Below are 12,454 nucleotides of genomic sequence, written 5' to 3'. Positions count from 1 at the left end.
TTTAGAAATAGGTGATACTGATGAGGAAGATTAACGTTAAATGCCTCAGTATATTCTCTCTACTTGTGATGGTTTTTATCTGTTTGCTAGGTTGCTCGCCTATCAAAAAAGACAGATTTTCCCTATCATCTGATGCAGACTTTTATATCGTTGGCTATAAGGGAGTGAAGGGCTACCGTGTTCAGGATCAAAAGTGGGAACAGGTATCAGAGGACAAGGTAGACATTGTGAAAGGTCAAATCAATCGTGTAGTTCAAAGGGCTAATCTTGCGAACAGACATCTGGTCTTTTCTGAAGAAGGCCCTCCTCATGGAGTAATTGGTCGCATTATTTCTATCGATTTTCAGACAGGAGAGATTGTATTTCATAAGACGAACGACTACGCCTTTTCCTCAGCAGGTGCTTCTCCTGATCATTATTATTCCTCAGAAGCTACTACCGATGAAACATTTCTCGCGTCTTTTGATAGCAGTACAAGGAAGAGGAGCAAGTATATATTTGAAGAACCTGTGATCTTGGGAAATTTTTCAGTTGATGGGGATAAGATTTATCTTGCTGCTACAAATGTTCGTAGCGATGAGGATGGAAATTATTCTACTTATCTCTATACTTTTTCTGTCAAAAATGACGGTGAAAATCAATTTGAGAGTAAAAGGTTACTGCCAGAGGATGAGGAAAAGACTTATTTTTATTCAAGAAGTATCTCAAAGGGACCAGATGTCTATATTGCCGTTCCGGCATATAGGCTAAAGGCTACCAAGGAAAGACGATATGATGAGAGTGGACTCTTTCATTATAATGCAGAGACGGGACAAGAGGAATGGATTGATTTACCAGAAATTTATCCAATCGAGTTGTTTGACCTAGGGCAGGATTATTGCGCTATTGTACATAGGACTGTGGCACCACGATTCGGTTTTAGTCTCTTTAAGTTCCAAGATAAGACTTCTGAGTTTATTGATGTAGGTCAATTTGGCTTGGCGCTTGATGATGAAGGTACTATCAGAGACATTCAGCAATTCAATGAGCATTCTGTATTGGTCTTGGTCGATAATACCTTAGTGCTTTATGATTTTGTATCGAAACAAGTTCTTTTTCAAGAAGATCTTGCAACAGATGGTGACCACCCTTTCCATATCTGGGTGAGGCGGGATAAGTAATTTTTTGCGCCTGAAATAAAGGGAGGAACTATAAAATTTCTTTCTGGAGGCTATAAATAGTTGAAAACGTTTTAGAAAAGTGATATGATAGGGGTGAAAAGAAAGGGGTAGGACTACTAGGCTTACGATGTCTTCTATGACTAGAAGACGTAAGAGGAAAAGTTCACCATGTTTTAACTATATACAAAGATTGAGTCTCCTTCTCAGTCTCGCATTGCACAAATCAAGCTGCCCTATATTGATTACATGTGATATGTATAAAGAATAATGAACGAACTGTAGAATTCGGTTTGTAATCGAAATAGATAAGTGTAGGTAGGTATGAATTTGTTAGGGTAGCTAGCTAAAACATATAACACGTTATCTTATTTTTTCCAAAATAATCACTTCCTTACTGGTGGACTTTTCCTGATTTTCAAGATCAAAAAAAGAGGCAGTTGCCTCTTTTTTTGCGTTATTCTTTTATAAATGCGTTAATTTCAGCTTCAATGGCAGCAATTTTTGCTTCTGCATCAGCCATATCTGTTCCAACGGTTGCGATGTAGAACTTGATTTTTGGTTCTGTTCCAGATGGTCGAACTGCAAACCAAGAATCGTCTGTTAAGATATATTTCAAGACATTGCTTGGCGGAGTTGTCAGGACTGAAACGTTCCCCTCTTTGTCTGTTGAGGTTTGTTTTTGGAAATCTTCTAAGAGGGCAATTGCAGTCTTGTTAAATTCTGTTGGAGCATTGCCACGGAATTTGTCCATAATCTTCTTGATTTCCGCTTTTCCGTCGACACCTGATAGGGTAACAGAAATAGTTTTTTCTGCATAGTAGCCGTATTCTTCAAAAATTTGGTCAATGCCATCTGCCAAAGTCAAGCCTTTAGAGCGGTAGTAGGCAGCGATTTCTGCAACGATTAGAACTGCCTGAATTGCGTCCTTGTCACGAACGAATGGCTTGATAAGGTAGCCAAAGCTTTCTTCGAAACCAAATAGATAGGTATGGTTGTGTTTTTCTTCAAATTCTTGAATTTTTTCTGCGATAAATTTGAACCCAGTCAAGACATTGAACATGGTAGCACCGTAGCTCTCTGCAATTTTGGTTACGAGTTCAGTTGACACGATGGATTTGGCTAGGGCTGCATTTGCAGGAAGGGTACCAGCTTGTTTGTGGGCTTCCAAGATGTATTTCGCAATGAGGGCTCCGATTTGGTTACCAGAAAGGTTGCGGTAGCTACCGTCTGCTTGACGGATTTCAACTCCGAGGCGGTCAGCATCTGGATCTGTTGCGACCAAGACATCAGCATCAACTTGACGGCCTAATTCTTCAGCAAGGGCAAAGGCAGATTGACTTTCTGGGTTTGGTGATTTGACTGTTGAGAAGTTTGGATCAGGATTTGCTTGGCTTTCTACGACTTGGACAGATTCAAAACCAGCTTGGGCAAGGGCGCGACGGGCCAGCATTTCACCAGTACCATGAAGCGGTGTAAAGACAATCTTCATATCGCGACCATACTCGTTTATGAGGTCTTGGTTGATATTGACATCTTTGATTTCTTTGAGGTACTCGCTATCGACTGCTTCACCGATGACTTCGATGAGCTTGCATTCTTTAGCAGCTTCCAAATCAGCTACAGCAATGGTAAATGGATCTGTGATATCACGAATATAGTCTGTGAGGGCATCCGCATCTGCAGGTGGCATTTGACCACCGTCCTCACCGTATACTTTATAACCATTGTATGGAGCAGGATTGTGACTTGCCGTAATCATGATTCCAGCAACTGTTTGGAGATGACGAACGGCAAAGGATAGTTCTGGTGTTGGTCGCAATTCTTCAAAAACATAGGCTTTGATGCCATGTTCAGCAAGGACACGAGCTGCATCAAAGGCAAATTCTTGAGAGAAGTGACGAGAATCATAGGCAATGGCAACACCTCTATCTTTGGCTTCTTGACCTTTTGATTCGATAAGGCGTGCCAAACCTTCTGTTGCTTGGCGCACGACGTAAATATTGATTCGGTTGGTTCCAGCTCCAATCAGTCCACGCATGCCAGCTGTTCCAAATTCAAGAGACGTATAAAAGGCATCTTCTTTGGTCTTTTCATCCATATTGCGCAAGTCTTCCTGTAGATAGTCAGGAAGTTCTGCATAGTCGAGCCATGCTTGATACTGTTCTTGATATGTCATTGTCATTCTCCTTTTCTTCATACTCGTCAAAAATCAAACTCTAACCTTGTTAACTTACCTTGATGAACTCTACGTTCTATTTGCGGTTTCGTTGCTTAGTTAGGTATTAATTTTTATCGAATATTGATATTCTATTAAACGCTTTCATTATATCATTTTTGAAAAGAAAAAGCACGCTTTCACGTGATTTTCTGATTATTTTTTTGCTTTTTGCAGGGTGGGTACGATGACCGCTGTTAGAAAGGCTGCAATGAGCATTTCTACAATCGAATTTGTCCCAATAATAGTCGCTAACATGGCTTGGATATTTCCATTGTAGACAGATGAAAAGAGGAAAAAGATACTTCCCAGAACAAAGACAGTATTAGTCAATGAACCGATAGCTCCGGAAAGGAGAAGGCCTAGTCGCTCTTGTGATAGGCGATAGATAAAGTACGGGGATATTCCAATTAATATACGAGGAATAATAGCGACAACTAAAGAATACCATTGCCCATTTTCAACGAAGGGAGAAAAAAGATAGCTGGTCGGTAAGAGCATAATCGTGTTATGGACCACACTCAATATTCCCATCATTCCTCCTAAGGTTGCTCCAATTTTAGGACCATATAGAATGGAGGCAACAATAACTGGGATATGGACAATCGTTGGTTTAATCGGAACTGGTAGGACATTAAAAATGACAGAAGTTAGAACATCAATCACTATCATGATGGCAAAGAAAATGGCCAAGGTTGCAATTTGAGTAGATTTAGTTTGTCTCATGGAGGGTATTACTCACTTTCTCTAAAATAACATCAATATCTGCTAGGGCACCAACTCCGACATCCCCACAAGCAAGTAAGGATTCTCTGGGTGAAATTTCTTTAAAGCCATAGGTTTGCAATTGTTTGAGATTTTCTTGGGTAGCAGGATTGAGGTACATATTTGTATTCATGGCTGGTGCAATTAATTTTGGTGTGGTTTTAGGTAAGGCCAAGGCAACAGCAGTAACAATGTTGTCGGCAAAGCCATAAGAGAGTTTGGCAATCGTCTGGGCAGAAGCAGGTGCTACCAGAAAGATATCTGTTTGCTTGGCAATATCAATGTGTTTGATAGAGCTAGGGTTTTCTTCTACCATCACATCTGTATGAACCAGATTTTTGGACAAAGTCTGTAAGGTTAGCGGTGTAATAAATTGGGTGGCCGCTCTTGTCATTAAGATGGTGACAGAGTGGCCTAACTTTCCTAGTTGGTTAGTCAAGTCGGCTGCCTTATAAGCGGATATAGAACCTGTAACGGCTAGGGTAATACGGGCCATATTATCTCCTTTTTTCTAATACTTTTTCAATAATCAAGTCAGCTATTTCTTCCTTGGTCTGAGCGGGATAAATCTGCTTTTTATCGACAAGATAGGCATTGTGGCTAGTCGGACTAATATTTGCCAGGTCATTTGCCAAGATGTAATCTGCCTGATTTTTCATGAGACTATCACGGGCTACTTGAAAGAGTTCTTCCTTGGAAACGTTGACCAGGAGTTTAAAGCCAATCAGCTGAATAGAGGGGTTCCATTTTTTTATCATGGAAATCACCTTTGGTGTTTTTTTGAGAAAGAGGACTTGGTAGTCATCCTTTGATGAAATTTTTCCTTCAGCATTGGTTTTCTCAAGTAGACTTTCAATAGGTTGTGCCTTTTTCACTTGGTCAAGACCGGTCATATAAATAGGGCTATAATCAGATACGGCCATGCTATGAATAAGGACATCGTGAGACGGTACAAGCACTTCTAAGGTCTGGACAAGACTAGCCACATCTGTAATCTCTACAATGGTTAAGTTGTCTTGGGGGCTAGGTTTTACAGCTGTTTTAGTGGTAACAAGGGTTACTTCCAATCCAGTTTTCAAGCATTTTTCAGCAATGATTTTTCCTAGGTTTCCTGTCGCATGGTTGGTAATAGAGCGGACACGGTCAATAGCTTCACTCGTTCCGCCAGAAGTAATCAAGATTTTCATGTTTTTATTGTACTAAAAAATTTACGCTAGGTAAAGCGTTTGAAATGACAGCGCTATAAGAAGATTTAAAGGATTTTTTAAAATAATCTGAATGATGTAAAAAGTGTCTTCTTCAAAACGAAAAACCGAATATTTATTGTAATATGACATTAAAACGTGCGCTTTAGTGGCTTTTTTGGTATACTATTTTTATTAATACAGACAGGAGTTACTATGAAAACAGATATTGAGATTGCACAAAGTGTAGAATTACAGCCGATTGTCGATGTGGTTGAAAAAGTCGGAATTAACTATGATGACTTGGAACTATATGGGAAATATAAGGCTAAATTATCCTTTGAAAAAATAGAAGCTGTAAAAGAAAATGGGCTTGGGAAACTGATTTTGGTAACAGCCATTAACCCAACGCCCGCAGGAGAAGGAAAGTCGACTGTGACCATTGGTTTAGCAGATGCCCTATCTAAAATCGGAAAGAAAACCATGATTGCGCTTCGTGAGCCGTCGCTTGGTCCTGTCATGGGAGTAAAAGGTGGAGCTGCTGGTGGTGGCTATGCTCAAGTTCTGCCAATGGAGGACATCAACCTACATTTTACAGGTGATATGCATGCCATTACTACAGCCAATAATGCCCTGTCTGCTTTGATTGACAACCATATTCATCAGGGAAATAGCTTAGGTCTTGATCAACGGAGAATCATTTGGAAGCGCGTGGTAGACTTGAATGACCGTGCGCTACGTAAGGTGACCGTTGGTCTGGGTGGGCCTTTGAATGGCATGCCACGCGAGGATGGCTTTGACATTACAGTGGCTTCTGAAATCATGGCCATTTTGTGCCTTGCAACGGACTTGAACGACTTGAAAGCGCGCTTGGCAAATATTGTCATTGGTTATCGTTTTGACAGAAGTCCAGTCTATGTTCGTGATTTGAAGGTTGAGGGTGCTCTCACCTTGATTTTGAAAGAGGCTCTTAAACCAAATCTAGTGCAGACGATTTACGGTACACCTGCCTTTGTACACGGCGGTCCATTTGCCAATATCGCTCACGGCTGTAACTCTGTTTTAGCAACCTCAACGGCTCTTCGCTTGGCAGATGTTGTGGTGACCGAAGCAGGATTTGGTGCGGATCTTGGGGCAGAGAAATTCCTTGACATTAAAACGCCAAATCTCCCTAAAGCCCCTGATGCGGTTGTCATTGTAGCGACTCTTCGAGCTCTTAAGATGCATGGTGGTGTAGCAAAAGACAGGCTTTCAGAAGAAAATCTAGCAGCGGTAGAGGCAGGATTTGCCAATCTCAAGCGCCACGTTGAAAATATTCAGAAATACGGTATTCCAGCGGTTGTAGCCATCAATGAATTTGTCACAGATACTCCAGCAGAAATCGCTACCCTAAAAGAATTATGTGCAAAAATTGCTGTCCCTGTTGAATTGGCAAGTGTTTGGGCAAATGGAGCTGAAGGCGGAGTGGAGTTGGCAGAAACGCTGGTTGAAACGATTGCGGCACAACCTACGAACTATACACGTCTCTATCAGGCAGACGATAGCTTGGCAACCAAGGTGACCAAGATTGTGACCAAGATTTACGGTGGGACAGGTGTGGTCTTTGAAAAGAAAGCTCGCACGCAATTGGGTGAATTTGCCAAACATGGCTGGGACAAGTTGCCCGTATGTATGGCGAAAACGCAGTATAGTTTTTCAGATAATCCAACGGCTCTTGGTGCGCCTGAAAACTTTGATATCACTGTTCGTGAATTTGTACCAAAACTGGGAGCAGGCTTCATTGTCGCTCTGACAGGAGAAGTTATGACCATGCCTGGACTGCCTAAGCAACCTGCTGCTCTTAACATGGATGTTGCAGAAGACGGAACTGCGATTGGACTCTTCTAACATTTGTCAAACATTAAAACTGGGGATTTTCTCCAGTTTTTTGGTATAATACTTTAGATAAAGGAGGAAGAAAAATAATGAAAAAGAACTTATTGAAAATAGCATTAGTGCTAGGCCTATCTGTCACTGTCTTGTCAGGCTGTCAGTCGATTCAGAACTGGTGGAAAAATACCAAGGCAGAGTGGATTGGACTAGATATGACAGTACGGACCTATGATGAAAATTCTCAACTGATTGATCAAATGTCTGGAAAATCTCTGTCCATTTCACGAAATGAAGAGTTTGATTCGGTAGACAACGAGGGCAATTCAAAGGGAGATAGTTCTGTTTTGAAAATCACCTTGGGAAAACATGAAATTGACCACGTGGGGTCATCCTTGATTGCAGTAGAAGATGGCCTAGAAGATATTTTCTTGAAATACCAAAAGAATGCGACCGCAGACGATCAACAAGCAGCAGTTCCAATACTAAACCGCATGGTTTCGAAATTTAAAAACGACTTTACTGGAAAAGCAAAAGTCATTCTGATTCGCTCACAAAAAGGAACACCGCTTGCGACCTACGCAGGAAATAAAGTTTCCTTGTACGCTTCTGATGCACCAAAGACTTCAGAACTGCTAATTGATGGCAAACGCTTGATTATTTATCGTTGTGACTACACCATTTATGATAGGGAGTTGTTGGAGAAATGATGCTAATTCGTACTGCACAGGCGACCGATGCGGCAGCTATTCGAGCAATCTATGAGCCTTATGTCCTCAAAACAGCGATTACCTTTGATTTGGAAGTGCCCAGTGAGGAGGATTTTCAGCGGAAAATAGAGCAGATAAACGAGCGTTATCCCTTTCTCCTTGCTGAATATGACGGACAGGTTCTTGGTTATGCCTATGCCTCTACTTACTACGATAAAGCAGCTTACGATTGGACGGCAGAATTAACGATTTATCTGGATGAAGAAAAGCGTGGGTCGGGACTAGGAAGCGCTTTGTACGATGCTTTAGAAAAAGAATTGACCCAGCGTGGCTTTAAGAACTTTGTAGTCTGCATTTCTCTGCCAAATGATGCTAGTATGGCCTTTCATAAGAAGCGTGGCTATGAGCAGGTAGCGCACTTTAAAAAAGTTGGCTACAAATTTGATACCTGGCACGATATTGTTTGGTTGCAAAAGAGTTTATTGGAGGAATAACGATGCGGGTAGAAGATCTTCAAGAACAATTGAAGGTAGTTTCGTCTGTCGAAGAGGCAGATAAAATGGCTGCCTACCTTCGCAACCAGTTTTCTTTTTTGGGTGTGAGAGCTGGCTTACGCAGGAAAATCAGTAAGGAGTTTTTTAAGCCTTATCAGAAGGCTCCTCTTAATTGGAGCTTTGTTGAGCAGGCTTGGGATAATCCCTATCGTGAAATCCATTATACAGCAATTGATTACCTAGCTATGAATAAACGAAAGTTGACACCTGAGGATTTGCCACGTTTAGAATCCTTGATCACAACGCATTCGTGGTGGGATTCGGTCGACGGACTAGATAGAATTGCGGGGGAGATTGCTTTTTCCTATCCCAAAGCCAAGTCTGTTTTACTAGACTGGAGTGTTTCTGATAATATCTGGTTACGTAGAGTTGCGATTGATCATCAATTATTACGTAAGCAAGATACAGATACGGAGTTACTGGAAAAAATATTGGTCAACAATCTCGGGCAGACAGAGTTTTTCATCAATAAAGCGATTGGATGGAGTTTACGAGATTATTCCAAAGCGAATCCAGCTTGGGTGAGGGAGTTTATTGCTAGATATGAGGAGAAAATGGCACCTCTTAGCATTCGTGAAGCCAGTAAGTATTTATGAGAAGAAAAATGGTACTTGAATTAGCGACAAAATCTGCTATAATGGAACTATGCGATGAGCCGAATGTGGCTGTAGCCACTTTCACGCTAGGGAGGTCAAAACGCAGGAGCGGACCTTGATAAGTTGTGTGAACCTGCTTATCACACGAAAGTGCCCTAAGACTAGGAGAAATCCTGGTCTTTTTTGTTTCTACTTTTTCATCTTTTTCTAGCAAACATCTTTTCATTTACTGAAAAAAAGTGTATAATAGCAAGCATAGACAAATTTTTAGAAAATTCGAAAAAAAGAGGTAGTTTATGGGATATACAGTAGCTGTTGTTGGTGCAACTGGTGCGGTTGGTGCACAAATGATTCAGATGTTGGAAGAGTCAACTTTGCCGATTGACAAAGTACGGTATTTGGCATCTGCTCGTTCAGCGGGCAAGGTCTTGCAGTTTAAAGGACGGGATGTGACGATTGAAGAAACCACAGAAGATGCTTTTGAAGGTGTCGATATTGCCCTTTTCTCAGCGGGTGGCTCCACATCAGCTAAGTATGCGCCCTATGCCGTAAAAGCCGGAGCGGTTGTGGTGGATAATACCTCCTATTTCCGTCAAAATCCTGAAGTACCATTAGTGGTGCCAGAAGTCAATGCGCATGCCTTAGATGCTCATAAGGGCATTATCGCCTGTCCAAACTGTTCAACTATTCAAATGATGGTAGCCTTAGAGCCTGTTCGCCAAAAATGGGGCTTGGACCGTATTATCGTGTCGACCTACCAAGCTGTTTCTGGAGCTGGTATGGGCGCGATTTTAGAAACACAGGCACAACTTCGTGCGGTTTTAAATGACGGTGTAGCACCAGCAGATGTAGAAGCAACTATCTTACCTTCTGGTGGTGATAAGAAGCATTACCCAATCGGATTTAACGCTCTTCCACAAATCGATGTCTTTACAGACAATGATTACACCTACGAAGAGATGAAAATGACCAATGAAACCAAGAAAATCATGGAAGACGACAGCATTGCGGTTTCTGCGACCTGTGTGCGTATTCCAGTTTTATCGGCTCATTCAGAATCTGTTTATATTGAAACAAAAGAAGTAGCACCGATTGAGGAAGTCAAAGCAGCAATCGCAGCCTTTCCAGGTGCTGTGTTAGAAGATGATGTCGCACATCAAATTTACCCACAAGCTATCAATGCCGTTGGGAAACGTGAGACCTTTGTTGGTCGTATCCGGAAAGATTTGGATGCTGAAAAAGGGATTCATATGTGGGTTGTCTCAGATAACTTGTTGAAAGGGGCGGCGTGGAACTCTGTCCAAATCGCTGAAACCTTACATGAACGTGGACTGGTTCGTCCAACGGAAGAGATCGTTTTTGAATTAAAATAATCAAATAGTTTCATCACTTAGGAGGAAAGCAATGTCTTTAGAAGAATTGAGAAAAGCACGTATTATCACGGCGCTGGTGACGCCTTTTCATGAAGATGGGAGTATCAACTTTAAGGCATTGCCTAAGTTGATTGAGCATTTACTTGCTCACCATACAGAAGGTTTGATTTTAGCTGGTACAACTGGTGAAAGTCCTACTTTGACCCATGAGGAAGAGTTGCAGCTGTTTGAGGAAGTACAGAGGATTGTGGCAGGTCGTGTGCCCTTAATTGCTGGTATTGGAACCAATGATACACGAGATTCGATTGAGTTTGCACGCGAAGTTGCAGCATTTGGCGGTTTTGCTGCAGGGCTTGCGGTAACTCCTTACTATAATAAACCAACTCAAGAGGGTCTATATCAGCATTACAAGGCCATTGCAGACGCTAGTAGTTTGCCAATCATGCTCTACAATGTCCCAGGGCGTACTGTAGCTGGTTTGACAGTAGAGACTTCTCTGCGTCTGGCCCAACATCCCAATATTATTGCGATTAAGGATTGCACAGGAGTAGCTGCGATTTCCCATTTAGTTGAAAATGCTCCAGAAGATTTCTTGGTCTATACGGGTGAAGATGGGGAGGCTTTCCATGCTAAGGCCCTAGGAGCGCAAGGTGTGATTAGCGTAGCAGCTCATACCAATGGAGACGATTTTTATGCTATGTTTGATGCCTTGGATAAGGGAGATATAGCAGAGGCATCAGCGATTCAGCGGAAATTATTGCCGAAAGTGGATGCTCTGTTCTCAACGACTAGTCCAGCACCTCTAAAAGCTGTTCTCAATCACCAAGGATTTGAAGTAGGGCCACTGCGTTTGCCGCTGGTTTCTTGCACAGAAGAAGAAGCTAAGACCATTATAGCTGCTATAGAAAATAGAACATAAAAATAGTAAACTCTGAAATACTCATTTTGGAGTTTTTCTTCGTTTGTGTATATGAATAAGGGAAATGAGGTGAGAAGATGAATATCAAGAAAGCAAGTGAATTATCGGGCTTATCGAGCGATACAATCCGCTACTATGAAAGAATTGGTTTGATTCCACCGATTCGGCGTACGAGTGCGGGTGTTCGTGATTTTAGCGAACAAGACTTGGCAGCTCTGGAATTTGTTCGTTGTTTTCGGAGTGCAGGGGTTTCTGTTGAGCGTTTGATTGACTATATCAGCCTGTGTCAAGATGGGGAAGATGAGCATGTAGAGGAACGCCGTGCAATTTTAGTTGACGAGCGTGAGAAATTGCAGAAGAAAGCGGATGAGTTATTAGCAGCGATCAGCAGATTGGACTATAAGATTGAGCATTATAAGGCAATTATACTGGAGAAGGAGAAATAACTTTTTGGCGAGAAAAGTTGGCAATCCACGACAAACGCATGAAGAAAGTTTCGTTTTCAGATAACAGTTTCATAAACTAAGCTCGAATCCTTTGCTATACTAGAGATAGTGGAGGATTTTGTTATGAATGAGATACTGGATTTCTTGATAGGTGTCCGTGATGATAGAGCATCCTGGAAAATTAAGCACACATTGTCAGATATTGTCTTGCTTATTTTCTTTGCGCGTCTATCAGGTGCAGAATATTGGGATGAAATTGAGGAGTTTGGGACTGCCTATGAGTCTTCCTTGCGAACCGTGTTGGGGTTAGAAAATGGGATTCCGTCTCACGATACGCTGCAACGAGTTTTTGCGACTCTAGATCCTCAAGTTCTAGTAGAAGTGACACAGATGTGGTCTGCTCTTCTTGAAGAGGCAGAGGTATCAGCTAAACATTTTACTCGTTTTTCGAAACGCCTGATAGCCATTGACGGAAAGACAATTAGAGGTAATGCCAGCCAACACCAGAAAGCCTTACATATTGTCTCCGCCTATGCGACAGATTTAGGGATTTCCTACGGTCAAGTCGCGACAGATGAAAAGTCTAATGAAATCACAGCGGTCCCAGAGTTATTGGACATGATTTCAGTGAAGGGCTGTATGATTAGCCTTGATGCCATGGGA

General features: G+C 41.8%; 13 protein-coding genes. 9 read left to right on the top strand and 4 right to left on the bottom strand.

What is annotated here, in order from left to right; translation table 11 throughout:
* Positions 1-20: 20 nt before the first annotated feature.
* Positions 21-1,160: a hypothetical protein gene (locus ABPH35_RS03625; RefSeq protein ID WP_349988285.1), complete on the top strand. Its 1,140-nt coding sequence runs from the start codon at positions 21-23 to the stop codon at positions 1,158-1,160.
* Positions 1,161-1,614: 454 nt separating this feature from the next.
* Here the strand turns inward: ABPH35_RS03625 and ABPH35_RS03620 are convergent, their stop codons facing one another.
* The 4 genes from ABPH35_RS03620 to ABPH35_RS03605 all read right to left on the bottom strand — a co-directional run bounded on the left by ABPH35_RS03620 (position 1,615) and on the right by ABPH35_RS03605 (position 5,327).
* Positions 1,615-3,336 carry a phospho-sugar mutase gene (locus ABPH35_RS03620; RefSeq protein WP_368849601.1) on the bottom strand — a complete coding sequence of 574 codons (1,722 nt, stop codon included), beginning with the start codon at positions 3,334-3,336 and terminating at the stop codon, positions 1,615-1,617.
* A 195-nt stretch (positions 3,337-3,531) separates the two neighbouring features.
* On the bottom strand, positions 3,532-4,101 hold the full coding sequence (locus ABPH35_RS03615; RefSeq protein ID WP_349988282.1) for an ECF transporter S component: 570 nt from the start codon (positions 4,099-4,101) through the stop codon (positions 3,532-3,534).
* Complete coding sequence (gene coaC / locus ABPH35_RS03610; protein WP_349988281.1) at positions 4,088-4,636, bottom strand: phosphopantothenoylcysteine decarboxylase; 549 nt, start codon at positions 4,634-4,636, stop codon at positions 4,088-4,090. Before coaC ends, ABPH35_RS03615 begins: the two co-directional genes overlap by 14 nt.
* Position 4,637: 1 nt before the next feature.
* A complete protein-coding gene (locus ABPH35_RS03605) occupies positions 4,638-5,327 on the bottom strand; it encodes a phosphopantothenate--cysteine ligase (RefSeq protein WP_349988280.1) in 690 nt (229 codons plus the stop codon).
* Between the two features lie 213 nt (positions 5,328-5,540).
* On the opposite strand from ABPH35_RS03605, the gene ABPH35_RS03600 reads away from it, so the two are divergent.
* From ABPH35_RS03600 to ABPH35_RS03565, 8 genes are all read left to right on the top strand, one after another.
* Entirely contained in the window at positions 5,541-7,211 is a 1,671-nt protein-coding gene (locus tag ABPH35_RS03600) for a formate--tetrahydrofolate ligase (protein ID WP_349988279.1), read from the top strand.
* 77 nt (positions 7,212-7,288) lie between these two features.
* Positions 7,289-7,903 carry a DUF5052 family protein gene (locus ABPH35_RS03595; RefSeq protein WP_349988278.1) on the top strand — a complete coding sequence of 205 codons (615 nt, stop codon included), beginning with the start codon at positions 7,289-7,291 and terminating at the stop codon, positions 7,901-7,903.
* A complete protein-coding gene (locus ABPH35_RS03590) occupies positions 7,900-8,397 on the top strand; it encodes a GNAT family N-acetyltransferase (RefSeq protein ID WP_349988276.1) in 498 nt (165 codons plus the stop codon). Before ABPH35_RS03595 ends, ABPH35_RS03590 begins: the two co-directional genes overlap by 4 nt.
* A gap of 2 nt (positions 8,398-8,399) precedes the next feature.
* Positions 8,400-9,053 (top strand): DNA alkylation repair protein, encoded by a 654-nt coding sequence (locus ABPH35_RS03585; protein WP_349988275.1) that lies wholly within the window; start codon positions 8,400-8,402, stop codon positions 9,051-9,053.
* 296 nt (positions 9,054-9,349) lie between these two features.
* Entirely contained in the window at positions 9,350-10,426 is a 1,077-nt protein-coding gene (locus ABPH35_RS03580) for an aspartate-semialdehyde dehydrogenase (RefSeq protein WP_349988274.1), read from the top strand.
* 31 nt (positions 10,427-10,457) lie between these two features.
* Positions 10,458-11,345: a 4-hydroxy-tetrahydrodipicolinate synthase gene (gene dapA / locus ABPH35_RS03575; RefSeq protein WP_349988273.1), complete on the top strand. Its 888-nt coding sequence runs from the start codon at positions 10,458-10,460 to the stop codon at positions 11,343-11,345.
* A gap of 77 nt (positions 11,346-11,422) precedes the next feature.
* A complete protein-coding gene (nmlR, locus tag ABPH35_RS03570) occupies positions 11,423-11,791 on the top strand; it encodes a stress response transcriptional regulator NmlR (protein ID WP_349988272.1) in 369 nt (122 codons plus the stop codon).
* 123 nt (positions 11,792-11,914) lie between these two features.
* The coding region (locus ABPH35_RS03565) for an ISAs1 family transposase (RefSeq protein WP_349988271.1) at positions 11,915-12,454 on the top strand (540 nt) is incomplete at its 3' end.

Origin of the sequence: Streptococcus handemini, assembly GCF_040984445.1 — a bacterium.
Lineage (GTDB): Bacteria > Bacillota > Bacilli > Lactobacillales > Streptococcaceae > Streptococcus > Streptococcus handemini.
The sequence above is the reverse complement of the archived record's forward strand: the minus strand, read 5'-3'. Positions and strand labels throughout refer to the sequence as shown.